We start from the raw sequence: 25,325 nt of genomic DNA on the forward strand, positions 1-25,325 counted from the left end.
TGCTTGTTTTCGTTATAAAAAAATAGAAGCATTTCTGCTTCTATTTTTTTAAGGCTTTACATCTAAATTTTGTAAAAATAACGTTGCTGTTACGTAACGTTTTGCTAACATTTGTACATAGGCGGTATGCACAGATAATGTGGCAATAATAATCGCGTTACGAATCGCTTCACGTTGCTCGTTATTAATTTGATCGAACTTGCTTGCGATTTTATCAGCTTTTTCTTTTACGATGTTTTCGATTGTATGAACTGTATCTGTTGCATTTAATTGTAAGCAATTCCCTTGATTAAGTTCTTCAAATAGAGAAGAGTATGCTCCGTATAAATGAACAGGGTTGATTAAGTCATCACTTCGATCCGCTGGGTCATTTACGATAAGGCGCAATAGCTTACGAATGGATTCAAAATCAAGTGCTGTTTTTAAATCTTCAACAATGAATAATAGTGCTGCTTGTTCGATTGAATATTTTTTTCCTTTTTGAGGAGAGCCAATCATTTCTTTTATATCTCGTTTCACCCAGTTTTGCATCGCAGTTACAGAGAAACTCGTGTTTTCAATCTGATTGCCCAGTGCAACTATTTCATTTAATGAAAAACCAACGTCTGTATCTTCAATCTTAATCAATTTTTCAAAAATAGGTGAAAGTGCGGTAGTAATAAAAGCAGTAACGCTTTGTCCGCTTTCAATATCTTTTTTATGTGACTTTGCCCAAGCTTCTTGTAATATTCCGAGAGGCTTTTTCGTATTCCATCCTCTTAGTGATAGAAGAAGGGTAGCCATTTCGTTTCGTGTGAGATGAAATGTTTCCATCTTTTCACCTCCAAAATAATAAAAAGTTCTTATGAACCTATAATATGTTTTGTTTCTTTTAAAGTCAATTCTGTTTTGCTTAATTTTTCCTTTGTCACCAAACTGTTGAAGTAAATAATACTTGCATATTTCGACAAAAGTTCATATAATAAGTTCATAAGAACCTTTAAAATGTTTTTAAAAACAAATCTATCATTCTGAATTTACTAGAAAGGTAGATTTCACATATATCTATATAAAAGGAGAATGGATATAATATGTTGAAAAAACTTGTAGCAGTAATGACAGCATTCATGGTGATCTTTGGAGCTAGTAGCTTTATATTTGTAGATCATGCAGCAGCGAAAAGTTACAAATCTGGTAAAAAATCATTTACACCAAGTTCAGGTCAAAAGTCAAAAGTTGACTTAAATAAAAAAGACTCTAACGTAAATTCTCAAAAAACGACTCCAGATTCAAAAACAAAAGCAACAAACACAGCACCAAAAAGTAATAAAGGCAGCTTTATGAAAGGTTTATTACTAGGTGGTCTTGGTGGTTTACTAATGGGTAGCTTATTTGCAAATATGGGAGCTCTTGGTTCTGTATTAGCATTTATGGTAAATATGTTAGTAATGGCTGGTATCGTAATGTTAGCAGTTCGTGCATTTAAATACTTCAAAGATCAACGGAAGAAAAAGGCAGATGAAGTAGCATGGAAACAATAAAAATTTCTGAACAAGAACTTATTAATGCGCTTTGTGTGTATATCGCTGAAAAAAGACAAGTTGGACCAGAAGAAGTTTTAGTTGAACTGATGTATGATGATGACTATGGTTTTTCAGCTGAAGTAGAGGTAAATGGTCGTCAGCAAATATTAATTCAAGCAAACTTAATTGAGGCACTACGCTTGTTACTTGACAGAGAATATAATGTCAATTCATTTGCGGCAAGGTTACAACTTGAACTAGATGATGAAGAAGGTATTTACGCATTAGCGAAATTTAATAACTCGGATGAGTAGTGAAAAGAGCTGTTGAGAGTAATCTCAACAGCTCTTTTTAGTATGTGCATAGGAAGAGGAATAATCACGCCAAATTTCATTCATTTTTCGTCTGCCAGCATCGATCATTGGATTGAACTGAATTGCAGCTTGTTGACGTACGGTGTGTACATTTTGGATTGCTTGTTGCAAGTGTTGTTCAATCGAATTAGATTTTTTATTTGCTTGTTTTACGATTGAATATCCAGCAACTGCTCCTTGCGCCATTGCGATTTTTCCGCTTTCAATGCCAGTAATATTGCCTGCTACAAATAAGCCGGGAAGAGGGGTTTCCATTGTTTCGGAATGAAGAGGGACGTGTCCACCTAATTCTGAGATGTATTGGAAAGGACAACCAGCTACAGCGGCAAGCTCGGCAAGCGGATATAAGCCACCAGCAATACAAACGAAGTCTGCCTCTAATATTTTTTCTGATCCATGAATAATATTACCTTTAGAATCAATGCGGGCAACGCGAACCCCTTCAACTTGATCCATTCCGATAATTTCAAGTGCTGCTTTACGGAGATGAAGCGGTGTTCCATTTATTTTCATCCCGTTATTTGGATAGAAAGTTAATCCAGTTTTTCGAATCCAATCATTTTTCATCAAACGACTACCTATTCGCAAGAAAGCAGATGGGGCAAGGTGAGCCGCATTTAATAGTGAGTTTAAAACTTCTTCTGGTTCACCAGCTTTTTGGCTTAACTCACTTTTTTCAGGGAGTACGATATGATCCACTTTAATTCCAGCTAATTGCAGTTCATTTAAAATCGCAAATGACAAAATGTTAGCACCAATAATGATTCCTTTTTTCCCAACTTGAACTCGGTGAACATTTGTCATAACTTGCGCTGCTCCAATCGACATTACCCCAGGAAGTGTCCAGCCAGGAAGGGGAATAGAATATTCGGCAGCCCCTGTAGCAAGTAGAACAAACGGTGCTTCTAACGTACCGATATTTGTATGTACAAACCAATTACTTTCATCTTTATCTAAATTAAAGACAGAAACACCGCATTGAATTTCGACTGAAAGTGATTTTGCTTCTTCATGAAGGCGTTTTGATTCTTCTATTCCGTTCCACCATTCTCCAGTCGGCTCTTGATGCAACTGTCCTAACAATCTTCCACCTGGCTTCATAAATTCATCAATAACGAGTACATTTAGTCCGAAACGTGCACAAGAGATAGAAGCTGATAATCCTGCTGGTCCTGCACCAATAATAATTACATCTCTCATCGTTTTTTCACCATCTCTCTCACGATATTCGGGTGCTGTTTTCCGCTTTCCACAACCATATTGTCTTCTACAACAGTTAAGCAAGCGCGTATATTCGTTTGATTATTTACTGTCACGCGGCATTCAGAACAATGTCCGATATTGCAATAAATGCCCCGCGGTGTTCCGCTATCTTCATGTACTCTTAACGTTCTTATTCCGTTTGCTAGTAAGGCAGCAGCAATTGTTTCATGTTCATACGCTACATATTGTTGACCGTTAAATTGAAAAGTGATGCGCTGACTATTATTTAAACTGCCTAAAATAGGGTGATGTGTAATTCTACTCATTTGCTCTCACCTACCGATCCAAAAGTAACTGCACGTACTGGTGGCTGATATTTTAAAGGAATTTCATTCGAGTTTATATTAGGATTTGTATTCTCGATCATTCGATCTATCATCATTCTACATGTGCGGCCACCACAAAATCCCATACCAGCACGTGTTCTTAGTTTTAATTCCCTTGCCGAGCAATTATACTCAGCGATTGTTGATTGAAGTTGTCCGTATGTTACTTCTTCACAACGACAAACAATTACGTTCTCTTTATTCGTCATATGTATTCCTCCTCTAGTTCGGTTTGCACAAATTATAATGCAAAAACTGTGCCAAAGTAGAGGAGGAGAGGTGGTTATTGTAATCCGAGTTTTTTTAATCGATTATATAAAGTAGCCCTCGTTATGCCAAGTTGCTTTGCACATTCTAATTTATTTCCATTTAGAATTCGTAAAGCTCGTTCGATTACCTTTTTCTCATGTTCATCCATTTCATTTTGTAAAGAGAGGATCGTGTTGTTGTTACTTAGCAAAAGGGAATGAGGCGTTTCGCTTTCTAAAGTTTCATTTGTGTGAAATGGTAAATATTCTTGTTTTATAATACCGTCTGTCGCAAATACGACGAGTCTTTCAACTACGTTACGGAGCTCGCGAATATTACCTGGCCAATTGTAATGAAGTAGTTCATGCATAATACTTGAAGGTAAGTCGCGAACTGGTCTGTTATAGTTAATTGAAAAATCATTTAAGAAGGAGTACGTTAATTCGATAATATCTTCTCGTCTTTCTCGTAGTGGTGGAATATGCAAACTAACTACATTTAAACGATAATATAAATCTTCTCGGAAAGTTCCTTTTCGCATTTCTTCTTGTAAATCACGATTTGTAGCAGCAATAATGCGAAAATCAATATTTATTTCTTTTTCTCCACCAACTCGGTAATATTTTCGTTCTTGTAGTACACGTAATAGTTTTACTTGCATATCGAGTGGCATTTCGCCAATTTCATCGAGGAATAAAGTACCGCCTTGCGCCAATTCAATTTTCCCTTTTTTCCCTTTACTATTTGCCCCAGAAAAAGCGCCTCGTTCGTATCCGAATAACTCACTTTCAAATAGCGCTTCTGGAATTGCACCACAGTTAATTGAAATGAAAGGTGCAGTTGCTGTTTCGCTTGCTTCGTGTATCGCTTTTGCAAATACTTCCTTACCAACACCACTTTCCCCAAGTATTAAAACAGTCGACTTCACAGAACAAACCTTTCGAGCTAATTGTATCGTTCTTTGTATGACAGGACTTTTTCCGTTCATTGCATGGAAAGGATCGGATGTATCTTTATACTTTGCGACTTCTTGTTCTAATCGGTGCATTTCATGCGACATATTAAATAGTTTTTCATTCAAAGCGACTTGATTTGTAACATCCGTTTCTGAAACGACTGCCCCTATTATTTTATCGTTACAATAAACTGGGTTTGAATTAATTAATACGAACAAATCAGGGCGAGGCTGATGGAATTGAGCGATTATGCTTTTTCCACTATGTAATGATTGTAAAATTTCTAAATCTTTATAATCAAAAAAACGAGTGATCGGTTGCCCAATAATTTCATTATGTTTTACTGAAAAAATCTTTTCAGCACCATCTGTCCAAGTACGAACGCATTCTTTATCGTCAATGACTGTAACAGAAGAATCTGACGTTTGAATAACAGTGTTATAAAAGGCTTGTAGTTCATTGTAATACTTATAAAGAAAAGGAATCATTTGCTGTGTAGTAATACAGTATATAGGTTCTTCGTTTTCGTTCATGATGACAACAGCTAGTTCATGAGAAAATGCGTCGATTAAAGCAGTGAAAGAGTCATCCTCATATATAACTGCACAATTCCATTTTTCAGTAGTTGAATGGATGTAATAAAACTTCTCATTTACTTGCTTGATTGGTTGCAGGATACTTTTGTAATCCATTGGCAAAATTTTTATAAATTCTTTTATTGTCGGAAATGAAAATGCCATAGTGCCCTCCTGTTATGTAAAAAAATTTAGACAGTGATAAAAAAATAATACACCTATTCACGATAAATTTAAAATATTTTTACAAATAAAAATATTAATTATAAAAAGTGTATATATTTAGAGTTGGCACGTCAATTGCATAAAAGAAAGTGAGAGGTTGAGGGGGAAAGGAGGAGTGTTTTGTGAGGCACTGCGACGTTTTAATTATAGGTGGCGGAATAATAGGGTGTTCCATCGCTTATTACACTTCAAAATACGGAAGAGATGTAACAATCATTGAAAAAGGAGAATTTGTCAGTGGGACGTCTTCACGGTGTGATGGAAATATATTGGCAATTGATAAAGATCCAGGGTTTGATAGTCAAATGTCATTAGTAAGTCAAAAGTTAGTAACAGAACTAAGTGAAGAATTGGAGCATTCATTTGAATATAGGGCACCTGGCAGCATCCTCGTTTGTGAATCAGACGAAGAAATGGAAGCGGCGCAGCAATGGGTAGATAGGCAAAAAGAAGCTGGTTTACCGTTTAGAATGCTTGATAGGCAAGATATAAGAGCGGAATCACCATTTTTTGCTGATGATTTATTAGGTGGTTTAGAATGCGCAACTGATTCAACTGTAAATCCGTATCTTCTCGCTTTTTCGCTTTTAGCAGATGCGAAAAAATTGGGTGCAAAAGCTTATAACCATACAGAAGTTAAGGAAATAAAAAGAGAGGAAGAGGGCTCATTTATTGTAGAAACAACAAACGGTACATATACTGCGAAGCAAGTGGTGAACGCAGCTGGTGTGTGGGCTCCTAAAATTGGACAGATGTTAGATGTCAATATCCCAATTGAACCGAGAAAGGGACATATTATTGTAGCTTCAAGGCAACAACACGTTGGCTGCCGTAAAGTAATGGAATTTGGTTATTTAATTTCTAAGTTTGGCGGAAAACGACAAGTGGATGATTTGACTGAAAAATACGGGGTTGCACTTGTATTTGAACCGACAGAAAGTCAAAATTTTTTAATTGGTAGTAGTCGGGAATTTGTAGGATTTCACACGAGAATAAACAATGAAGTTATTAAATGTATTGCAAACAGAGCAATTCGTTTTTATCCGAAAATGGCGGATATGATGGTGATCCGTTCATATGCAGGTTTACGTCCATGGACAGAAGATCATTTGCCGATCATTTCACGTGTGGAGCATATCCCGAACTATTTTATAGCAGCGGGGCATGAAGGTGATGGGATTAGTCTTGCGGCAGTTACTGGGAAGGTGGTTGAGGAGCTGTTAAATGAAAAAGAAACAATCATTCCTATTGAACCACTTCGTTTGAGTCGTTTTACAGAAAGGGTGTTAAACCGATGAGGTCACAAAGAGTCTTTACGACGATTGATACACATACGGGCGGAAATCCAACGAGGACATTAATTAGCGGACTTCCAAAGTTAATTGGGGAGACGATGGCAGAGAAGATGTTGCATATGAAAAAGGAGTATGACTGGATTCGCAAATTGTTAATGAATGAACCACGTGGACATGATGTAATGTCAGGTGCACTATTAACAGATCCGTGTCACCCTGAAGCTGATATAGGTGTTATATACATAGAGACAGGCGGGTATTTACCGATGTGTGGCCACGATACAATCGGTGTATGTACAGCTTTAGTCGAATCAGGATTAATCTCGGTAGTTGAACCGGTTACTTCTTTAAAGCTAGATACACCAGCTGGCTTAGTTGAAGTAGATATTTTTGTCCAAGATGGGAAAGCGAAAGAAGTCTCCTTCAGCAACATACCAGCTTTTTTATTGAAAAACATTACTGTAGACGTTGAAGACATTGGAACTGTAGAGGCTGACATTGCATATGGAGGGAATTTTTATGCCATTATCGATGCGAAGTCAGTAGGCTTAAATTTAGTACCAGAAAACGCATCTACGATCATTGATAAGGCAATTCATATTCGAAATACAATTAATGATAAGTTTGAAATCATTCATCCAGAGTATTCGTTTATAAGAGGGTTAACACATGTTGAATTTTATACAGATCCTACTCATGCAAGTGCGCATGTGAAAAATACAGTTGTTGTTCCACCAGGAGGAATAGATCGATCTCCATGTGGTACAGGAACATCGGCGAAGTTAGCGGTATTATATGCTAATCGAAAAATTGAGATTGATGAAGAGTTTGTCCACGAGAGTATCGTTGGCTCTCTATTTAAAGGGTGCGTCATAAATACGACAAATGTTGAAAATGTTGAAGCTGTCGTAACGAAAATTACTGGCTCAGCTTGGCTTATGGGTATGCACAGATTTTTTTACAATGAAAAGGATCCACTTAAAGAAGGTTTTTTGTTAATTCCGCCGATGGAGCATGAAACGGAGGATGTAAAATGAACATTCAAAAAATGTATACAGCAGTAGATGTACATGTAAATGGTGAAGCATTTCGTGTAATGAAAGATGTACCATGCAAATACTACTACAGTTTGGAGCAACTAAACGAACAATTTTCCGGTGAATTAGCAGAAGAAATGAAGCTTTTATTAAATGAACCACGTGGTTTTATCGGTTTAAATGGATGTATTGTCGTTCCTTCTATTCATAATGAAGTGGATGCAGCTGTATTGTTTTTCAATCATGAAGGGTCCATTCCTCTTCATTACGGAGGCATTGTCGCAGTAATAACGATGTTACTAGAAAGCGGATATTTAAAAAAGAGAGAGTCTAATCAATACAAAATTGAAACGCTATCTGGCATATTTTCAGTCCATGCGTATGTTGAGAATGATGAGGTTGTATCTGTTTCGTTTGAAAGTAAACTATGTTATATGATTGAGCAAAATTTACAGGTTGGTAATATCAGTTACTCTCTCATTCAAGCAGATAAAGTATATGCAGTTGTAGAAAAGGATACGTATTCGCCAGAAATTCGTATTGAAAACATATCTGAATTGAAAAAATGGGGAGAAGCTACACTTCAAGCTATACAAAAACAGTCTTTAATAAAAAGACTTATTTTAGTAGATTCCACGCAAAAAGAAAAGAACCATATAAAGTCTATTACATTTCATGAAGATAACTTTATAGTACGATCACCAGGTTTTGTTTCTACCATTGTGTCTTATGTTCATGCGTTATTTAAAAATAATTATATAGCGAATAAACCTTTTATAAATGAAAGTATATTTAATAGCTTTATAACAGTGGAAAAAGTGAAGAAGGAAGAAACGGGTTACATTTTCCGTTTTGAAAGTAGAGGATTTATTACAGGTATGCAGACGTTTTTGCTAGATTCTACAGATCCGTTTCCAACAGGATTTCTATTAAAATAAAATGTTAAAGGGAGAGATAAAGATGCAAAAAATTAAAGGGGCATTTCCAGTATTAATAACACCGATGGATGAGTTTCAAGAGATTGATTGGAAAGGTGTAAAACAAAATGTAAATTACTTTATTGAGCAAAAGGTAGCTGGAATTATTATTAATGGAAGTACGGGAGAATTTGTTAGTTTATCAAAAGAAGAACGATTTAATATGGTAGAAACTGTATTAAAAGAAGTTGATGGCCGTATTCCCGTTATCGTTGGTACTGCAGCAGAGACGACGAAAGAAACGATTGAATATACGAAACATGCAGAAGCGCATGGAGCGGATTGTGCATTAATTATTAACTCTTACTATTGTAAACCGAAAGAAGAAGAAATCTATTTTCATTTTAAAGAAATCTCAAACGCAGTAAACATACCAATTATGTTATACAATAATCCATTTACTTCTGGTGTTGATATGAGTACAGAACTTATGCTTCGAATCGGAAAAGAGTGTGAAAATGTTACACATATTAAAGAATCTAGCGGAGATGTTCGTAAAGCGAGAGATTTAGTAAGACAAGGTAAGGGTGCTTTTCAAGTTTTCTGTGGATCTGAAGATTTAGTTATGGAATCTTATTTAGTTGGTGCCTCGGGATGGGTTTCAGTAGCAGGAAATATCGTTCCAGGTCTCGTTACAAAAATGTATGAGCATTTTCAAAATGGTGAACTAGAAAAAGCGTGGGAAATAAATGATGCTATTCTACCTCTTTGCGAGTTTCTTGAAGGATCAGGGAAATATGTACAAATCGTTAAACGTTCAATGGAATTAAATGGGCAAGTCGGAGGACCTTCACGTTATCCGAGACTCGGATTAACGGAAGAAGAAGATCAAAAACTTCAAACGATTTTATCAGAAATCGCAGCTCATGCAGCTGTTTAATTAAGGAGGAGTGTGTATATGTTAACGACAAACATTGAGTTGAAACCAAAAGTGAAAGCGTTTTTAAATGAAGAAATTAAAATGTTTATTAATGGTGAATTTGTTCCTTCTATTAGCAGGCAGACGTTCGAAACATACAATCCAGCAACAGAAGATGTTTTAGCTGTTGTATGTGAAGCGCAAGAAGAAGATATTGATGTCGCAGTAAAGGCAGCAAGAGCTGCATTTGAAAGTGGACCTTGGGCAGAAATGACTACGGCTGAAAGAGCACATCTTATTTATAAATTAGCAGACTTAATTGAAGAGCATGGAGAAGAATTAGCACAGCTAGAGGCGTTAGATAATGGAAAACCATATCAAGTAGCACTCGATGATGATATTACAGCGACTGTAGAAAATTATCGTTACTACGCGGGATGGGCTACAAAAATTGTCGGGCAAACCATTCCGATTTCAAAAGATTATTTAAATTATACACGCCATGAACCGGTTGGCGTTGTAGGCCAAATTATTCCGTGGAATTTCCCGCTCGTTATGTCTTCTTGGAAAATGGGAGCTGCACTTGCGACAGGGTGTACCATTGTATTAAAACCGGCAGAACAAACGCCTTTATCTTTATTATATACAGCGAAGCTTTTTAAAGAAGCTGGTTTTCCAAACGGTGTTGTAAACTTTGTACCAGGTTTTGGTCCTGAAGCAGGAGCGGCCATTGTAAACCATCATGATATTGATAAAGTAGCTTTCACTGGTTCAACAGTTACGGGAAAATATATAATGCGCCAATCAGCTGAAACGATTAAACATGTCACATTAGAACTTGGTGGTAAGTCACCAAATATCATTTTAGAAGACGCTGACTTAGAAGAAGCAATTAACGGTGCGTTCCAAGGGATTATGTACAATCATGGTCAAAATTGTAGTGCGGGATCTCGTGTGTTCGTTCATAGAAAGCACTATGAAACAGTCGTAAATGAACTTGTAAAAATGGCAAATGACGTAAAGCTTGGAGCAGGTATGGAGAAGGAAACTGAAATGGGTCCACTCGTATCTAAAAAACAACAAGAGCGTGTGCTGCATTATATTGAACAAGGGAAAAAGGAAGGTGCTACTGTTGCAGCTGGTGGAGAACGTGCATTTGAAAAAGGTTATTTTGTACAGCCGACAGTATTCACAAATGTTACGGATGATATGACAATTGTTAAGGAAGAAATTTTTGGACCAGTTGTCGTTGTACTTCCATTTGATTCGACGGAAGAAGTAATTGAAAGAGCAAATAACTCTTCGTATGGGCTTGCTGCAGGGGTATGGACACAAAATATTAAAACTGGACATCAAGTTGCTAATAAGTTAAAGGCAGGAACAGTGTGGATTAATGATTATAACCTAGAAAATGCAGCGGCACCATTTGGTGGGTTTAAACAATCTGGTATCGGTCGTGAGTTAGGTTCATATGCGCTAGATAATTATACAGAAGTGAAAAGTGTTTGGGTCAATATTAAGTGAAACGTTATTTAATAGAAGCCTTATAGCCCGTAAATAATGAGATAAATAAGAGAAGCGGACAACTGGAATGCAAGTCAAAGGTTGTCCGCTTTCTATATATAAATATTCTTTTCAAAACAAGTAAGAGGGGGACTTTGATGGAACAGTTAGTAGAATGGCTAGTAGGGCAAGTATGGAGTATTGGTTTAGTTGTTTTTGCATTAGGGGCAGGCATATATTTCACAATTGCGACACGTTTTTTACAAATTCGTTATTTTAAAGAGATGATTACATTACTATTCGAAGGGAAAAGCTCAGAGACTGGAATTTCATCTTTCCAAGCATTCTGTTTGGCCTTATCAGGTAGGGTCGGAATAGGTAATATTGCAGGGGTTGCGACAGCTATCGCTTTTGGCGGTCCTGGAGCTGTATTTTGGATGTGGATAATGGCTCTTTTAGGAGCAGCAAGTGCGTTCGTTGAATCAACATTATCTCAAGTGTATAAAAGTAAAGTTGGGAATGAATACCGCGGTGGTACACCATATTTCATTGAAAAAGGTTTAAAAATGAAATGGTTTGCAGTTATTGTAGCTGTGGTTGTAACACTTTCATATGGCGTTTTATTACCAGGTATTCAATCAAGTAGTATCGCTGTTGCATTTGAAAACTCTAATGGTATTAGTAAATATATTACTGGTATATTGTTAGCTGTATTGTTAGCAGCAATTATATTTGGAGGCGTAAAAAGAATTGCTGGTGTGTCTCAAATGCTTGTTCCTTTTATGGCAATTGGTTATGTAATTGTGACATGTATCGTATTAATTGCGAATGTAACAGAAATTCCAAATATGTTTGCTTTAATTTTCTCAAGTGCATTTGGTGTAAATGAAATGTTTGGCGGTATCGTTGGTGCAGCTATTGCCTGGGGCGTAAAAAGAGCTGTATTTTCAAACGTTGCTGGTGTTGGAGAAGCGACGTATAGCTCAGCTGCTGCTGAAGTATCACATCCTGCAAAACAAGGATTAGTTCAAGCGTTTTCCGTATATATCGATACAATTGTCGTTTGTACAGCGACAGCGCTTATGATTTTAATTACAGGTATGTACAATGTAATACCTGAAGGAAAAAAGGCTATTGTACAAAATATAGGAAATGTAGAAGCAGGTCCAATTTATACACAACAAGCAGTTGAAACTGTTATGACGGGATTTGGTCCAATATTTATTTCAATTGCAATCTTCTTCTTCGCATTTACAACTTTGCTTGCTTACTATTATATCGCTGAAACGACACTTACTTATTTAGATCGGGAGCTAAAATATAACTGGCTAAAACCCGTTTTAAAAATTGGATTTTTAATTATGGTTTACATCGGTAGCGTAGAATCAGCATCGCTATTATGGAACCTTGGAGATTTAGGAATTGGTAGTATGGCATGGTTAAACCTTATTGCGATTCTATTATTAAGTAAAACGGCATTAAAAGTATTAAAAGATTATGAAGCGCAGAAAAAAGAAGGGAAAGATCCAGTGTTTGATCCTAAAAATGTGGGGATTGAAGGATTAGCATTTTGGGAAGAAAGAAGTAAAGAAGTTGAAAGAAAAAGCTCTAAAGAACAAGCGGTAAGGGATGATAGTCTGAAATTGTAATTATAATAAACTGAATATTCGTTCTATTAATCGAAGTATATTGCCTTCTTTTCATCACATACTACAGTAGGTACAGATCATTTGAATGGGGGTAATAATAAGATGGAACACGAACAACATAATTCAGTAAACGACGTTCTACATCATTATAAAGAAGGAATCGGTAGTTTTACAAACAAAATTCCTGAAATTGCTGAAACATATAATGCATTCACGCAAGCTTGTTTTCAAGAGGGCACTTTAACAAAAAGGGAAAAACAACTTATTGCATTAGGAATTAGTCTAGCAACGCAAGATGAATATTGTACCATTTATCATACAAAAGGTTGCCTTGATCAAGGGTGTTCAGATAAAGAAATTCTGGAAGCATGTGGTGTGTCAGCAGCATTTGCTGGCGGAGCTGCGATGAGTCAAGCGGTAACTTTAGTGCAGGAATGTTTAACAGAACTGAAAAACCAACAGCATTGAATATAAAAAACGTTTTAAACTTTATGTTTAAAACGTTTTTTATGTGAAATTAAATTTGTATTCACTTTAATATTCTATATCTTCATAAATCGAATTCTCTACATCAGGAAGAACTGTGTATATGTTTTTACCGATTAAAGATTCTAATTCTTTCTTAATTGTATAGAATCCTTTCCAATGTAAAGATGTATGAGCGGTTGTTCCGTGACGTAAGCCAACTGAAATCAATCTTTTTTCAAGAGTAGTAAAGCCATCTGCGTCAGCTAGAGCGTCACAAAGGGTGATTACTTTATTATATAAGTCGTAGTTACTATGTTCGTTCAATATTTCAATTAACTGGCTTTCCATATAATCGGGAACAAGACTCCACTCCGCTGCGATATCTATATGTTCATTTTTGCAAGGGAATGAATGTGTCACACAAATAATCGCGTTTCCTGTATAACCTAAATCATTCATGTACATATAACCATCATAGGAGTGTATAACAGATTTGGTAAAACCTTTATATCTTCCTATGTCATGCAGGAGGGCAGCATTATATGCTATGTCAGCATCTAGTTCGTACCCATTATTAATAAGTTCTACAATTATGGTTTCCGTTGCAAGTGCAACATTAATTGAATGTTCAAACCATGGACCTGGATTTTGTTCATATGCCCACTCGAGTAATTCTCTCGCGTATGTCCTATCTAATATATATTTCATACAGGTATCCTTTCTCTAAAAATTCATATTTTAAATAATTTCATCTTAATATTTAATTATTCCTGCTTTAAAAATTGTTAAAATAAAAATAAAAGGGGGAAAAGTAATGGGGAATTTAGTAATTGAAGAAATTAAGAAATTAGAAAACAATATTGAAGAGCTTACTAAACTTTTGAAAACTGTAGTAGATGATGGGGCATCAATCGGATTTTTACCGCCAATGGAACGAGAAGAAGCGACGAAGTATTGGCAATCTGCCTTAGTGCCGGAAGTGATATTATATGTCGCTAAAATAAACAATGAAGTAGCAGGAAGTGTTCAATTACATTTAGTTACAAAGCCAAATGGTAGTCATAGAGCTGAAATTTGTAAGTTAATGACTCATCCAAACTTTAGACGTAATGGCATTGGACGTTTACTTATGCAAAAAGCAGAGGAGCGAGCAAAGCAAGAAGATAGGTCTCTTTTAGTGTTAGATACGAGAGAAGGAGACCCTTCCAATAGATTGTATAAATCATTAGACTATAAAGAAGTTGGAAAAATACCAGAATACGCAATTTCTCCAAATGGTAATTTAGATGCCACAGTTATTTATTATAAAGTTTTATAAGTTACGATTAAAAAGCTATCATGCTCAAAATAATAAAGCACGATTTTTAACACCGTCTATATTTATCTAGCGGTGTTATTTGAATTTGTTTAATGTATGAAATGAATTTGAGAAAGTTTTTAGAGGGTTCTTTTCGTTATACTCCTCGACTTATAATGGATGTAGAGAAGATGACTAGCCAACTATAGTTATTTTCGCTTTATTATGAGAAAGGGGATGACGTAATGAAAACGAAAGGTTTACAGAAGGTGAAGAAAGTTATATTAAGTGGTGGCATATTACTTACGGGAGTGTTAACTTTCGGTTTTTCAGAAAAAGCTTCAGCCCATGGGTATGTAGAATCACCAGCGAGCCGCTCTTATTTATGTAAGCAAGGGGTAAATGTAAATTGCGGTCCGATTCAATATGAACCGCAAAGTGTAGAAGGAATAGGTGGATTCCCTCTATTAGGACCTTCTGATGGACAAATCGCAGGAGCGGGCCATTTTCCTGCTTTAGACGTTCAAACAGTTGATAGGTGGAAGAAAGTTACGTTAAACGGCGGGACGAATACATTTAAGTGGAAACTAACCGCACCTCATAGTACGAAAGAATGGAAATATTATATTACGAAGAAAGATTGGAATCCAAATAAGCCTTTAACCAGGTCTGATTTAGATTTAGTGCCGTTCTATGTGAAAAATGATGGGGGCGTAAGACCAGGAACTTCCGTAACACATGAAGCAAATGTACCAACTGATAGAAATGGATATCACATTATTTTAGCTGTGTGGGAAATTGAAGATACTGGAAATGCATTTTATCAAGTGATAGATGTTAACCTTGTAAATAACGGTTTGGCATCGGATTTCGCGCTAAATCATGTAGTTCAAGTTCCTACACTATTTTAAATAAAATATACATTTTGATCATCTAATTCATTTTAGATGATCTTTTTTACGAAAAACGATGAAAAAAATAGAAGAAAGTGCAATTATTTATAAAAAATTGGGCTTTAAATATTGTCATATTTGCTTCTTTAAGATATCCTTTTCATGAAGAGGTGGAAAACATGGAAAAAGTACTAGTTTTCGGGCATAAAAACCCAGATACAGATGCAATTTGTTCTGCAATTGCTTATGCAGAATTGAAAAAAGAATTAGGAATGAATGCTGAGCCTATACGTTTAGGCGAAATCAGCGGTGAAACTCAATTTGCGTTAGATTATTTTAAAGTAGAAGGACCGCGTTTTGTTGAGACAGTTGCAAGCGAAGTGGACAACGTTATTTTAGTTGACCATAACGAGCGTCAACAAAGTGCTAACGATATCGAATCTGTTCGTGTGTTAGAAGTTATTGACCATCACCGTATTGCTAACTTTGAAACAAGCGATCCTATATACTACCGTTGTGAGCCAGTTGGTTGTACAGCTACAATCTTAAACAAAATGTACAAAGAAAACGGCGTTACAATTCGTAAAGAAGTTGCAGGTTTAATGTTATCTGCAATCATTTCAGATTCTTTATTATTCAAATCTCCAACTTGCACAGAGCAAGACGTAGCAGCAGCTCGCGAATTAGCGGAAATTGCTGGTGTAGATGCAGATAGCTACGGCTTAGAAATGTTAAAAGCTGGTGCTGACTTAAGCGGAAAAACAATGGAGCAATTAATCTCTCTTGACGCTAAAGAATTCCAAATGGGTAACGCGAAAGTTGAAATCGCACAAGTAAACGCTGTTGATACAAACGACGTTCTTGTACACCAAGCGGAACTTGAAAAAGTTATCTCTGCTGTAGTAGAAGAAAAAGGTTTAGACCTATTCTTATTCGTTGTAACTGACATCTTAACAAACGATTCTGTTGGCCTTGCGATCGGTAAAGCAGCAAACGTAGTTGAGAAAGCTTACAATGTATCACTAGAAAACAACACAGCTACTTTAAAAGGTGTTGTATCTCGTAAAAAACAAATCGTACCTGTATTAACAGAAGCATTCCAAGCTTAATATTATTGGATACGGATAAATAGGAAGGACAAGTAGTCAGATTGGCTACTTGTCCTTTTCTCTTTTAAATGGCGGGAAATCTAGGTTTTTAATTAGAGGGAATTGTATCTCTTGAATGGCGCAAAGTTGTTAAATTTGGATGAACATAAGAAATGTTATGACTTGGGAACATTAAAAAATTTGATTTTTCGCAAGGAGTAGTACAAAATATGTTCGGGGCAATATTCGATATGATAAGTGAGTAAAAAAGGATAGCATTTGCTATCCTTTTAAACGATTCTTATTCACATAAAAAGTAACAATAGCAACAACGAGGAAAATAGGAATTGCATATACTTGCCCAACAAAAAATTTCCAACTCACAGTATTATAGCCGTCAGATGCTGGTAGGGTAATTACAATAACGCAAACAATTAAATAAACAAATAGTGCAGGGATAATATTTTTCATTGCTGTTCACCTCCTCTCCAAACTTTAACATATAACATTTGTATATTATGATATTATTAAATAGAGTTGGATAAAAGCAAGTAATTTAAATTTGATTTATATACGTATGTTTTAAAAGACTAATTGTAAATGAAACTAATGAAAAACGTGGAAAATAATGTATTTTTCTTTAGGATTATTATATAGTGTTTTGTGAAGAAAATGTACAAAAACTTTAACTTTATATAGGAAAGAAAAGAGGTAAGACATAAATATGAAGAGACTATGCATAATCCCATGTGGAAAAAAGAAAATTTGGGATAAGTATGTAGATTACGGGGAGACAGAGGCAAAGGATGTGTATATTAGTCCATTTGGAAAAGCGTGCCAGGCATACGCAACTATGTTCTTTGAGAACTGGGTTATCTTATCAGCGAAGCATGGATTTTTAAGACCGAATGATATTGTGAAAGAAAACTATGATCTTGCATTTGATTCAAAGAGTAATGAAATTATTAGTATTGAACAATTACAACAACAGATGGTTGATAAAGAGTTACTTCAGTTTGACGAAATCGTTTTGCTTGCTGGGAAGAAACATAAAAAAGTAGTGACGAAATTATATTCGGAAGAAATCATTACATATCCGTTAGAAGGATGTAAAGGAATTGGGTATATGCTGCAGAATTTGAAGAGGGCAGTGCAGGAAGGAAAAGAATTATAGTTTTGGTTTACTCTTTTTGATTGGCCACAAATTTGGTCACATTTTAATAATCTTTTCGAGTTCTTCAGATAGGGACTTATCCATACTCAGTAACACGTGAGAGTATATATCGAGCCTCTCAGCTTGATGATATATTACATTGAAAAATAAAAATAAGACCGTTTATCCCCACTGCAAGGCATTCTTCTTTTTTATTTTATTCTTCGCCTTCAAAATCACGTAGGCTATCGAGCAATCATGTAAAAGACAAACAGGATAAGTGGGAATCTTCCATTTCCTCTTCTTCGTGGGTATTGAATTGTTTTCAAACGCTAGAAAATGCAGGACACATTGTAATCCGATTTCTACAGTCGTTAAACGTATGTAGTTAAAATTTTAGACGATAATAGCAAAAAGACAAGCTATGAATATGATAATAAAAAAAGGAGATGTTGAAAAATGGGTTACATTGTAGATATTTCGAAATGGAATGGCGATATTAACTGGGATGTAGCAGCACCACAATTAGATTTCGTAATTGCACGTGTGCAAGACGGTTCAAATTATGTAGATCCTCTATATAAAAATTATGTACAAGCAATGAAAGCGAGAAATCTTCCATTTGGTAACTATGCATTTTGCCGTTTCGTTTCAGTAGAAGATGCGAAAGTAGAAGCACGTAATTTTTGGAATCGTGGGGATAAAAGTGCTACGGTTTGGGCTGCAGATGTTGAAGTGAAAACGATGGACGATATGCGAACAGGTACACAAGCTTTTATCGACGAATTACGCCGATTAGGTGCTAAGAAAGTTGGTTTATATGTTGGTCATCATATGTATGAACCTTTTGGCATGGCAAATGTGAAATGTGACTTTGTATGGATTCCGAGATATGGGGGAAATAAGCCGGCGTATCCATGTGACCTTTGGCAGTACACTGAAACAGGGAATGTTCCTGGCATCGGTAAATGTGACCTTAATTCACTCATAGGAAATAAACCTCTATCGTGGTTTACTGGAACAGTACAACAACCAGTACAACCTGTGCAAGTACAAGCAAATAAACAAAATATCATCCAATCTGGAGCTTTTTCACCATATGAAACGCCTGATGTTATGGGGGCATTAACTTCTTTAAAGATGACAGCTAAGTTCGTTTTACAATCGGATGGATTAACATACTTCATTTCTGATCCAACTTCAGACACGCAATTGAATGCGATGAAAGATTATCTTGAGCGTAAAAAATGGTGGTATAAAGTAATATAATAATCGAAGTTTATACCATAGAGCATAATCCACCTAAAAAAATAGCTTCGTATAGAAGGTAAAATAGTATTCTCTTCGAAATGTACCCTCTTATATGTACAAAATATATTTTCTATGTATAAAATAATAGATTATAAGTAATTGTTTTGTGAAAAACCCCAAAAATGGTAGTGTTCATTAAAGATGATATATGTTCTCTAAATCTTAAAACTAGACAAGTACACAAGCCCTTCTATTATTTTAAACATAGAATATAATGAATTCTATTTAGGAGGAAGTATATTCATGGGGAATCATTGTCATTGTAGACGTTCATTTTGGGATGGTTTAATGTTTGGAGGATGTCAATGCAGGAATTGTCATACATGCAGTTGCAAAGAGAAACCGAAATGCAATTGTGAAAAGTGTAGTTGCAAGGAGAAACCGAAGTGTGATTGTGAAGAGTGTAAGCATAAAGAGAAACCGAAATGCCATTGTAAACATGAAGGATACTAGTAAAAAAGAGTACGCAAAGTACTCTTTTTTTATTAGTTTATATTCCATTTTGAACTGATTTTTTTTCGATTTCCCATGAATCTTTCTTTTTAATTTTTATAGATACATAAGATCCGTTAGATTCTTGATAAAAGATATAACCATTATTCGATTTCACATATGTTAATGGTTCACCTATGCAATCTCGTGAACAAGACGTATTAATTAGTTCGATTAATGATAGATTACTTGGATCAGTCTTACTTGTATCTATAAGGGTATCGAGATTTGTTTTACGAAACCCCTGTAAATTTATATTAAAAATTTTTTCGATTTCTCCAGTACCGTTCGTATTTATTACTTCGGCGGAGTTTTTCTTTTCGAGAAGAAAACCACTTGTATAAAGGAATTTTGTATATCCTATCCAGGTGATTAAAATGATTATCAAAAATATACTTGCTGTTCTAAGTTTGCGGAGCCGTTTGCTTACAATTGTTTCTGAGTATTTCATTCAGTCTAATCCTCCAATGTTTTTTTATTTAAAGTATGCCTGGACACATATATTTAGAAGAGGATGAAAGGGAACGAACGGGTTCTTGATTCAAAAAAGAAAGCATCCAGTATGAGATGCTTTCTTTTTTGAATATTTTCTGCTATCTGTTAGTTACTTGTTTCATAAGTGGCCTTATTTCTTTCACAGGAGGCTTTTTATCATATGCATCAACGTAAGAAAAATAATAATTTAAGTTTCTAAGAAGGCCTTTTCCTATTTTTGCGCTTAAGAAGGGGAATACTTGTCCCGTATAATCATCGAGGGATTTACAATAATATTTTTCATCTAAATATATACTGTATTTACACGTTAGTTCTACTAATGGGTTGCCTTCATCATCAAATACTTCCTTAGAATCAATAATGTCTATTAATGCGAATTTTTCATTCAAATAAACTTTCTTTTTTTTCTCGTGCTTATTTGTGAGAATAAATACGAGACCAATGGCGTTAATCAAACTATGTCCTCCTATAAAAAACGGATATTAATAAAATATATCGATATAAGCTAAATGTAAAGAGTCTATGTGAAATATCATGAATAGAAAACGTAATAAGCCGATTTGTTTTTTCAAATCGGCTTATTATTATTGAAATACTTGCGGGAATTGTTTTACGATTGCGTTTGTTATCATGTCTGCCATTTCTAATGCTTCTTTTTCAATTTTATCGTACAGTTTTACTCCTGCTTCATAATCTTTATTTAAGAAGGAAAGTGCTTCTGCTTTCGTTAGTGCTAAATGTTCATAGAACATTTTTCTAAATTCCTCTTTTTCTATATATGGGTTGATGCCAGTAAGAAACGCAACAATCTCGTCCCCGTTAGCGTACCATTTTTTCTCTATCGCGGCAGCGGCATTTTGATCACCAGCTTTTGCAGCTTTAACAAGATCAGCGGCGATTACTAAATGATCTTTAATTAATGCACTATATTTTTTTACTGCATCCTCACCATAGAATGGTTCTAGGGATAGTCCCATGTGTGTTGCGTTTTGTAGAAGCCGTCCAACTGAAACACTAACATCTGGTAAATTAAAGACAATGCTTATAATCGCTAATCTCGTCCAAGCGACATGTTGTTCCCATAATGAACGCATATAACCTTTTAAAAAGTTCTCATTTTTACTAATTCGGTAATTACGTACGGATACATCAAAGTTTACATAAGGGTTATGATAGGGGGAGTAATATGATTGCCAATAGGTATACATAAGTAGTAACACTCCTTTGAACATGTATATCTCAAAGTATGATGAAATTTATTTTTTAGTTACGTGTCCTAGATTTTTTTCGAAAATTACATAAGCGGAAGGTTGAAAGTGGATTTGTGGTATATACGGATTAATTGAATATGAAGTAAAAGAGGCTCTGCAAGGGAAGTTGCAGAGCCTCAAAAGGGTATTGCCGAGATGTCGGACTCGACTACGTAATAATACCATAAAATTTTTTTGAAAAAACCTGGTAAATCCGTCCAAATGAATGACGTAACACTTTAATAAAGTGAAAAGGAGCTGCTTCCCGCGGCAACCCCCTTTCACTAGATAATGTTGATGAGTAAAAACTCATCTAGAGTACCTTTATAGTAACAAGTAAAAATAGTTTTGTGTATTGAGAAAAAAAGAATTACATAATTAGACGTAAAGAATTTATATTTAAAATTTTTTCGATTATTCTCATTTGTTGCGATTAGATTATGGTTATAAAATGTAGAAAAGATTTGTATGCGAGACTAAGGTGTACCGAAATATGTGATTATTAAAAAGACCTGCTAACGTAAGCAGGTCAACTTAAGGGGTTTATTCAACAGATTATTCTATATGTTAACAACTGTATTGGAGTAAGTCTATAAGTTTTATATTGAGAAAATTTATATGAATTATATATTTTTTGCACATGTATTATCGTCTAAAAAGTTGAAGTAGAAAGTTACATACCTTCCTATACGAAAATAATGGCTGATATTTATAATATGATTCATATTTCCACGCATCATTATTAGAGAATTGGAATTTATTCGTTACTGTTTTATGTTTGATGGAACTAATATTACGATGCTTCATATAGTAACCTCCTGAATTTATACGTATACGATTAGTAGTATTCAAGGAAGGAGAAGAAAATGAATATTTAAATTGAAATTCTTTCTTTTTGTATATTGAATATGCGTCGTAGCTGTTAGGAGACGTAGAATGTAACTAAACATCTATGTTCATTAATATATAATACGAAAAGGAATAAGCATGTATTCATTACTTTCAAGTCACATAAGTGATGATATAATAGGGATAGATGAAAGATAAAGAAAAGCAGGTGAATCTTTTTTGTTTACAAAAGCACAAGAACTTTTAGCGACTTACTTCGGTTATTCGTCATTCCGAAGAGGGCAAGATGAAACAATTAAAAATGTATTAGATGGGAAAGATACAGTTTGTATTATGCCTACGGGTGGTGGGAAATCAATTTGTTATCAAATTCCCGCATTAGTATTTGAAGGAACGACGTTAGTAATATCACCTTTGATATCACTTATGAAAGATCAAGTAGATACGTTAGTACAAAACGGTATTTCCGCTACGTATATTAATAGTTCTCTTTCTATTACAGAAGCAAATCAACGAATTCAATTAGCAAAACAAGGACATTACAAGTTGCTTTATGTTGCTCCTGAGCGTCTTGATTCAATGGAGTTTGTTGACCAACTAATCGATATGAAAATCCCGATGATTGCGATTGATGAGGCGCACTGTATATCGCAGTGGGGTCATGATTTCCGTCCGAGTTATTTACATATACATCGTATACTAGATTACCTTCCAGAAAAGCCGCTTGTTTTAGCATTAACTGCAACGGCAACACCACAAGTACGTGAGGATATTTGTAACACGCTTGAAATTAATCAAGAAAATACAATTATGACAACGTTTGAGCGTGAGAACTTATCGTTTTCAGTTATTAAAGGACAGGATCGTAATACGTATTTAGCGGATTACATTCGCCAAAATCAAAAGGAATCTGGGATTATATATGCAGCTACTAGAAAAGTAGTCGATCAGTTGTATGAAGATTTAATGAAAGCTGGAGTTTCGGTGTCAAAATATCACGCTGGTATGAGTGACCATGATCGAAATGAGCAGCAAGAACTCTTTTTACGAGATGAAGTCAGTGTAATGGTAGCAACATCTGCATTCGGTATGGGGATTGATAAATCGAATATTCGTTACGTTATTCATTATCAGCTACCAAAAAATATGGAAAGTTACTATCAAGAAGCAGGACGTGCTGGTCGTGACGGATTAGATAGTGCATGTATATTGTTATATTCTTCGCAAGATGTGCAAGTACAACGCTTTTTAATTGATCAATCAACGGGAGAATCACGTTTTTCAAATGAACTTGAAAAATTACAAAACATGACCGATTACTGTCATACCGAACAATGTTTACAATCATTTATTTTGCAATACTTTGGAGAAGAACCGAAAGAAGATTGTGGACGCTGTGGTAATTGTACGGACGATCGTGAGAGCATCGATGTGACAAGAGAATCACAGATGGTGTTATCTTGCATGATTAGAACGAATCAAAGATTCGGAAAGCAAATGATTGCACAAGTTTTAACAGGATCAAAAAATAAGAAAGTCATTGAATTTAATTTTCATACTTTACCAACTTACGGTCTTTTATCAAACCGTAGTGTAAAAGAGGTAAGTGAGTTTATTGAGTTTTTAATTTCAGACGAGTTAATTGCAGTCGAACATGGCACTTATCCGACATTAAAGGTCACAGAAAAAGGGAAAGAAGTATTACTTGGTAAAGAGAATGTGTTACGTAAAGAACGAGTAGAGACAAGACAAATTGTCCAAGATCATCCATTATTTGAAGTGCTTCGTGAAGTTCGTAAGGAAATTGCGCAAGGAGAAGGTGTGCCGCCGTTTGTAATTTTCTCTGATCAAACGTTAAAAGATATGTGTGTAAAAATGCCGCAAAGTGATTCTGAACTTCTAACTGTAAAAGGAATTGGAGAACACAAACTTGTGAAGTACGGTTCTCACTTTTTACAAGCAGTTCAGCACTTTATTGAGGAAAATCCAAACTATGCGGAAACAATTAAGACGGAAGTTGTTTCAGAGCGTAAGAAGCCAGGAAAAGCTTCAGCTAATTCCCATTTAGAAACGTATAAAATGTATAAACAAGGTATTGACCTAAATGAAATTGCGAAAGAGCGTGGGTTATCGAAACAAACGATTGAAAATCACTTAATTCGTTCTTTTGAAGATGGTATGGAAGTAGACTGGAATAGTTTCGTTCCGAAAGAGTATGAATCTCTAATTGAAAATGCTGTACAGAATGCAGAAGGCGGTTTGAAGTCGATTAAAGAACAACTTCCAGGTGAAGTGAGTTACTTTATGATTCGTGCCTATTTACAAATAAGAAAGTAGAGACATATAAAGGGGATAGGGATATATGCATCGTGTTTTCGTGTACGGCACGTTAAGAAGAGGACAAACGAATGCCCATTATATGCAAGGTGCGACATGCATCGTTGACATAGCATGGGCATATGGAAAATTATTTGATACAAACGAAGGGTATCCAGCGATGATTTGTTCACATGAAGAAAAGGTATATGGGGAAGTTTATGAAGTAAATGATGACATTTTGAAAAAATTAGATGAACTTGAAGAATATACGGGTAACGCAGAAACTGATTTATATGATCGGATAACGAAAACAGTGTATACTGCTGATAAGGAAATAGATGCATATGTGTATATTGCACAGGATAAACAGATGTTAAAGAAAAGTATTGATTCTGGGGATTGGCTCGTACATCAAAAAATAAAATAAAAATAGCTATGAAAAATTGGAAAACAGATAATGGAATAATTCATTATCTGTTTTTGTTTTATTAATAATAAAAAGATAAAATTGACAAAATATAAAGCGGTGTTATAATGTTACTTTGTTATAAAGGTAACAAAGTAACATTATGTGGTGAGGGTGTGTAATTATGAAACAAAATACTGAACAAATAAATGAAAAAAACATAAAAATGAAAGTTGAACGTGTACAGACTGGAATTAGGATGGAAAAAAGAATGGTAAAAGTTTTGAAAGCGATGGCAGAATATCATGATATTTCACTAGGTATTCTTCTGGAAAGAATCGTTCTGCATTCATTTGAAAATAAACCAGTATTTAGCGATGAAAGTCTTGAGAAAGTGAAAGCTATAAAAGAAGTTTATGAAATGGATTATGGCCTTGAAATGAGCCGTCAGTGGAATGATTCGGATAACTAGACTGACTAAGGTTTCACTTTATTTTAGGATATCTTAGGAAAA

At 35.2% G+C, this 25,325-nt stretch carries 28 protein-coding genes; 17 read left to right on the forward strand and 11 right to left on the reverse strand.

Translation table 11 applies throughout. From position 1 onward, the window contains the following. Nucleotides 1-48: 48 nt before the first annotated feature. The gene (locus EUC40_RS12735) at nucleotides 49-813 is read right to left on the reverse strand and encodes a DUF1836 domain-containing protein (protein WP_000447236.1); all 765 of its coding nucleotides are present in this window, start codon (nucleotides 811-813) and stop codon (nucleotides 49-51) included. Between the two features lie 257 nt (nucleotides 814-1,070). Between EUC40_RS12735 and EUC40_RS12740 the strand changes: the two genes are divergently transcribed. Further along, nucleotides 1,071-1,520, forward strand: a complete 450-nt coding sequence (locus EUC40_RS12740; protein WP_000914469.1) for a hypothetical protein — start codon at nucleotides 1,071-1,073, stop codon at nucleotides 1,518-1,520. After that, nucleotides 1,508-1,816, forward strand: coding sequence for a YxcD family protein (locus EUC40_RS12745; protein ID WP_000447759.1), 309 nt, complete (start codon nucleotides 1,508-1,510; stop codon nucleotides 1,814-1,816). The genes EUC40_RS12740 and EUC40_RS12745 overlap by 13 nt, the downstream gene beginning before the upstream one ends. A 24-nt stretch (nucleotides 1,817-1,840) precedes the next feature. Here EUC40_RS12745 and EUC40_RS12750 read toward each other — a convergent pair whose 3' ends face one another. From EUC40_RS12750 to EUC40_RS12765, 4 genes are all read right to left on the reverse strand, one after another. Further along, complete coding sequence (locus EUC40_RS12750) at nucleotides 1,841-3,076, reverse strand: NAD(P)/FAD-dependent oxidoreductase (protein WP_156575531.1); 1,236 nt, start codon at nucleotides 3,074-3,076, stop codon at nucleotides 1,841-1,843. Next, the gene (locus EUC40_RS12755; protein WP_156575532.1) at nucleotides 3,073-3,405 is read right to left on the reverse strand and encodes a (2Fe-2S)-binding protein; all 333 of its coding nucleotides are present in this window, start codon (nucleotides 3,403-3,405) and stop codon (nucleotides 3,073-3,075) included. Before EUC40_RS12755 ends, EUC40_RS12750 begins: the two co-directional genes overlap by 4 nt. Beyond that, complete coding sequence (locus EUC40_RS12760) at nucleotides 3,402-3,674, reverse strand: (2Fe-2S)-binding protein (RefSeq protein WP_071711959.1); 273 nt, start codon at nucleotides 3,672-3,674, stop codon at nucleotides 3,402-3,404. Before EUC40_RS12760 ends, EUC40_RS12755 begins: the two co-directional genes overlap by 4 nt. A gap of 74 nt (nucleotides 3,675-3,748) precedes the next feature. Further along, the gene (locus EUC40_RS12765) at nucleotides 3,749-5,410 is read right to left on the reverse strand and encodes a sigma-54 interaction domain-containing protein (RefSeq protein WP_156575533.1); all 1,662 of its coding nucleotides are present in this window, start codon (nucleotides 5,408-5,410) and stop codon (nucleotides 3,749-3,751) included. Nucleotides 5,411-5,592: 182 nt separating this feature from the next. Between EUC40_RS12765 and EUC40_RS12770 the strand changes: the two genes are divergently transcribed. The 7 genes from EUC40_RS12770 to EUC40_RS12800 all read left to right on the forward strand — a co-directional run bounded on the left by EUC40_RS12770 (nucleotide 5,593) and on the right by EUC40_RS12800 (nucleotide 13,258). Next, nucleotides 5,593-6,768 carry an NAD(P)/FAD-dependent oxidoreductase gene (locus EUC40_RS12770; RefSeq protein WP_156575534.1) on the forward strand — a complete coding sequence of 392 codons (1,176 nt, stop codon included), beginning with the start codon at nucleotides 5,593-5,595 and terminating at the stop codon, nucleotides 6,766-6,768. Further along, nucleotides 6,765-7,802 carry a proline racemase family protein gene (locus EUC40_RS12775; RefSeq protein ID WP_156575535.1) on the forward strand — a complete coding sequence of 346 codons (1,038 nt, stop codon included), beginning with the start codon at nucleotides 6,765-6,767 and terminating at the stop codon, nucleotides 7,800-7,802. The genes EUC40_RS12770 and EUC40_RS12775 overlap by 4 nt, the downstream gene beginning before the upstream one ends. Continuing rightward, entirely contained in the window at nucleotides 7,799-8,740 is a 942-nt protein-coding gene (locus tag EUC40_RS12780; protein ID WP_156575536.1) for a proline racemase family protein, read from the forward strand. The genes EUC40_RS12775 and EUC40_RS12780 overlap by 4 nt, the downstream gene beginning before the upstream one ends. A gap of 22 nt (nucleotides 8,741-8,762) precedes the next feature. Next, a complete protein-coding gene (dapA, locus tag EUC40_RS12785) occupies nucleotides 8,763-9,659 on the forward strand; it encodes a 4-hydroxy-tetrahydrodipicolinate synthase (protein WP_156575537.1) in 897 nt (298 codons plus the stop codon). 18 nt (nucleotides 9,660-9,677) lie between these two features. Then, complete coding sequence (locus EUC40_RS12790) at nucleotides 9,678-11,162, forward strand: aldehyde dehydrogenase family protein (protein ID WP_156575538.1); 1,485 nt, start codon at nucleotides 9,678-9,680, stop codon at nucleotides 11,160-11,162. A gap of 137 nt (nucleotides 11,163-11,299) precedes the next feature. Further along, entirely contained in the window at nucleotides 11,300-12,790 is a 1,491-nt protein-coding gene (locus EUC40_RS12795) for an alanine/glycine:cation symporter family protein (RefSeq protein ID WP_156575539.1), read from the forward strand. Nucleotides 12,791-12,892: 102 nt separating this feature from the next. Further along, nucleotides 12,893-13,258 carry a carboxymuconolactone decarboxylase family protein gene (locus tag EUC40_RS12800; RefSeq protein ID WP_156575540.1) on the forward strand — a complete coding sequence of 122 codons (366 nt, stop codon included), beginning with the start codon at nucleotides 12,893-12,895 and terminating at the stop codon, nucleotides 13,256-13,258. A 66-nt stretch (nucleotides 13,259-13,324) separates the two neighbouring features. Here EUC40_RS12800 and EUC40_RS12805 read toward each other — a convergent pair whose 3' ends face one another. Continuing rightward, complete coding sequence (locus EUC40_RS12805; RefSeq protein WP_156575541.1) at nucleotides 13,325-13,966, reverse strand: HD domain-containing protein; 642 nt, start codon at nucleotides 13,964-13,966, stop codon at nucleotides 13,325-13,327. A gap of 106 nt (nucleotides 13,967-14,072) precedes the next feature. Here EUC40_RS12805 and EUC40_RS12810 point away from each other — a divergent pair, with 106 nt between their 5' ends. From EUC40_RS12810 to ppaC, 3 genes are all read left to right on the forward strand, one after another. Further along, nucleotides 14,073-14,576: a GNAT family N-acetyltransferase gene (locus EUC40_RS12810; protein WP_156575542.1), complete on the forward strand. Its 504-nt coding sequence runs from the start codon at nucleotides 14,073-14,075 to the stop codon at nucleotides 14,574-14,576. 224 nt (nucleotides 14,577-14,800) lie between these two features. Next, on the forward strand, nucleotides 14,801-15,466 hold the full coding sequence (locus EUC40_RS12815) for a lytic polysaccharide monooxygenase (protein WP_156575543.1): 666 nt from the start codon (nucleotides 14,801-14,803) through the stop codon (nucleotides 15,464-15,466). A 161-nt stretch (nucleotides 15,467-15,627) separates the two neighbouring features. Continuing rightward, nucleotides 15,628-16,557: a manganese-dependent inorganic pyrophosphatase gene (gene ppaC, locus EUC40_RS12820; protein ID WP_098377116.1), complete on the forward strand. Its 930-nt coding sequence runs from the start codon at nucleotides 15,628-15,630 to the stop codon at nucleotides 16,555-16,557. Between the two features lie 261 nt (nucleotides 16,558-16,818). Here the strand turns inward: ppaC and EUC40_RS12825 are convergent, their stop codons facing one another. Further along, nucleotides 16,819-17,007, reverse strand: coding sequence for a DUF4017 family protein (locus EUC40_RS12825; RefSeq protein WP_156575544.1), 189 nt, complete (start codon nucleotides 17,005-17,007; stop codon nucleotides 16,819-16,821). Between the two features lie 253 nt (nucleotides 17,008-17,260). Here EUC40_RS12825 and EUC40_RS12830 point away from each other — a divergent pair, with 253 nt between their 5' ends. Next, entirely contained in the window at nucleotides 17,261-17,710 is a 450-nt protein-coding gene (locus EUC40_RS12830) for a DUF6884 domain-containing protein (protein ID WP_156575545.1), read from the forward strand. 438 nt (nucleotides 17,711-18,148) lie between these two features. Next, complete coding sequence (locus EUC40_RS12835) at nucleotides 18,149-18,958, forward strand: GH25 family lysozyme (protein WP_071711974.1); 810 nt, start codon at nucleotides 18,149-18,151, stop codon at nucleotides 18,956-18,958. A gap of 532 nt (nucleotides 18,959-19,490) precedes the next feature. On the opposite strand, the gene EUC40_RS12840 is transcribed toward EUC40_RS12835, so the two are convergent. From EUC40_RS12840 to EUC40_RS26940, 4 genes are all read right to left on the reverse strand, one after another. After that, the gene (locus tag EUC40_RS12840; protein ID WP_156575546.1) at nucleotides 19,491-19,943 is read right to left on the reverse strand and encodes a hypothetical protein; all 453 of its coding nucleotides are present in this window, start codon (nucleotides 19,941-19,943) and stop codon (nucleotides 19,491-19,493) included. Between the two features lie 142 nt (nucleotides 19,944-20,085). Beyond that, entirely contained in the window at nucleotides 20,086-20,442 is a 357-nt protein-coding gene (locus EUC40_RS12845; protein WP_000606231.1) for a hypothetical protein, read from the reverse strand. Between the two features lie 129 nt (nucleotides 20,443-20,571). Then, the gene (locus tag EUC40_RS12850; RefSeq protein ID WP_156575547.1) at nucleotides 20,572-21,195 is read right to left on the reverse strand and encodes an acetylglutamate kinase; all 624 of its coding nucleotides are present in this window, start codon (nucleotides 21,193-21,195) and stop codon (nucleotides 20,572-20,574) included. Nucleotides 21,196-21,882: 687 nt separating this feature from the next. Then, complete coding sequence (locus EUC40_RS26940) at nucleotides 21,883-22,044, reverse strand: hypothetical protein (RefSeq protein WP_165613802.1); 162 nt, start codon at nucleotides 22,042-22,044, stop codon at nucleotides 21,883-21,885. A 261-nt stretch (nucleotides 22,045-22,305) separates the two neighbouring features. Here EUC40_RS26940 and recQ point away from each other — a divergent pair, with 261 nt between their 5' ends. The 3 genes from recQ (at nucleotide 22,306) to EUC40_RS12865 (ending at nucleotide 25,283) form a co-directional block, all read left to right on the forward strand. Next, entirely contained in the window at nucleotides 22,306-24,423 is a 2,118-nt protein-coding gene (gene recQ / locus EUC40_RS12855) for a DNA helicase RecQ (RefSeq protein WP_156575548.1), read from the forward strand. 25 nt (nucleotides 24,424-24,448) lie between these two features. Next, nucleotides 24,449-24,832, forward strand: a complete 384-nt coding sequence (locus EUC40_RS12860; RefSeq protein ID WP_156575549.1) for a gamma-glutamylcyclotransferase family protein — start codon at nucleotides 24,449-24,451, stop codon at nucleotides 24,830-24,832. Between the two features lie 163 nt (nucleotides 24,833-24,995). Next, complete coding sequence (locus EUC40_RS12865; protein WP_156575550.1) at nucleotides 24,996-25,283, forward strand: hypothetical protein; 288 nt, start codon at nucleotides 24,996-24,998, stop codon at nucleotides 25,281-25,283. Nucleotides 25,284-25,325 lie beyond the last annotated feature (42 nt).

Source organism: Bacillus luti (assembly GCF_009739945.1).
GTDB lineage: Bacteria > Bacillota > Bacilli > Bacillales > Bacillaceae_G > Bacillus_A > Bacillus_A luti.

Bases quoted from the DNA above. Each gene is read 5' to 3' on its own strand.
- EUC40_RS12760 (WP_071711959.1), bottom strand. From the start codon at position 3,674: ATGACGAATAAAGAGAACGTAATTGTTTGTCGTTGTGAAGAAGTAACA.
- EUC40_RS12745 (WP_000447759.1), top strand. From the start codon at position 1,508: ATGGAAACAATAAAAATTTCTGAACAAGAACTTATTAATGCGCTTTGT.
- EUC40_RS12795 (WP_156575539.1), top strand. From the start codon at position 11,300: ATGGAACAGTTAGTAGAATGGCTAGTAGGGCAAGTATGGAGTATTGGT.
- EUC40_RS12780 (WP_156575536.1), top strand. From the start codon at position 7,799: ATGAACATTCAAAAAATGTATACAGCAGTAGATGTACATGTAAATGGT.
- EUC40_RS12775 (WP_156575535.1), top strand. From the start codon at position 6,765: ATGAGGTCACAAAGAGTCTTTACGACGATTGATACACATACGGGCGGA.
- EUC40_RS12750 (WP_156575531.1), bottom strand. From the start codon at position 3,076: ATGAGAGATGTAATTATTATTGGTGCAGGACCAGCAGGATTATCAGCT.
- EUC40_RS12840 (WP_156575546.1), bottom strand. From the start codon at position 19,943: ATGAAATACTCAGAAACAATTGTAAGCAAACGGCTCCGCAAACTTAGA.
- EUC40_RS12755 (WP_156575532.1), bottom strand. From the start codon at position 3,405: ATGAGTAGAATTACACATCACCCTATTTTAGGCAGTTTAAATAATAGT.
- EUC40_RS12740 (WP_000914469.1), top strand. From the start codon at position 1,071: ATGTTGAAAAAACTTGTAGCAGTAATGACAGCATTCATGGTGATCTTT.
- EUC40_RS12825 (WP_156575544.1), bottom strand. From the start codon at position 17,007: ATGAAAAATATTATCCCTGCACTATTTGTTTATTTAATTGTTTGCGTT.
- EUC40_RS12815 (WP_156575543.1), top strand. From the start codon at position 14,801: ATGAAAACGAAAGGTTTACAGAAGGTGAAGAAAGTTATATTAAGTGGT.
- EUC40_RS12835 (WP_071711974.1), top strand. From the start codon at position 18,149: ATGGGTTACATTGTAGATATTTCGAAATGGAATGGCGATATTAACTGG.
- EUC40_RS12830 (WP_156575545.1), top strand. From the start codon at position 17,261: ATGAAGAGACTATGCATAATCCCATGTGGAAAAAAGAAAATTTGGGAT.
- ppaC (WP_098377116.1), top strand. From the start codon at position 15,628: ATGGAAAAAGTACTAGTTTTCGGGCATAAAAACCCAGATACAGATGCA.
- EUC40_RS12860 (WP_156575549.1), top strand. From the start codon at position 24,449: ATGCATCGTGTTTTCGTGTACGGCACGTTAAGAAGAGGACAAACGAAT.
- EUC40_RS12850 (WP_156575547.1), bottom strand. From the start codon at position 21,195: ATGTATACCTATTGGCAATCATATTACTCCCCCTATCATAACCCTTAT.
- EUC40_RS12805 (WP_156575541.1), bottom strand. From the start codon at position 13,966: ATGAAATATATATTAGATAGGACATACGCGAGAGAATTACTCGAGTGG.
- EUC40_RS12790 (WP_156575538.1), top strand. From the start codon at position 9,678: ATGTTAACGACAAACATTGAGTTGAAACCAAAAGTGAAAGCGTTTTTA.
- EUC40_RS12865 (WP_156575550.1), top strand. From the start codon at position 24,996: ATGAAACAAAATACTGAACAAATAAATGAAAAAAACATAAAAATGAAA.
- EUC40_RS12810 (WP_156575542.1), top strand. From the start codon at position 14,073: ATGGGGAATTTAGTAATTGAAGAAATTAAGAAATTAGAAAACAATATT.
- EUC40_RS12765 (WP_156575533.1), bottom strand. From the start codon at position 5,410: ATGGCATTTTCATTTCCGACAATAAAAGAATTTATAAAAATTTTGCCA.
- EUC40_RS12735 (WP_000447236.1), bottom strand. From the start codon at position 813: ATGGAAACATTTCATCTCACACGAAACGAAATGGCTACCCTTCTTCTA.
- dapA (WP_156575537.1), top strand. From the start codon at position 8,763: ATGCAAAAAATTAAAGGGGCATTTCCAGTATTAATAACACCGATGGAT.
- EUC40_RS26940 (WP_165613802.1), bottom strand. From the start codon at position 22,044: ATGAAGCATCGTAATATTAGTTCCATCAAACATAAAACAGTAACGAAT.
- EUC40_RS12800 (WP_156575540.1), top strand. From the start codon at position 12,893: ATGGAACACGAACAACATAATTCAGTAAACGACGTTCTACATCATTAT.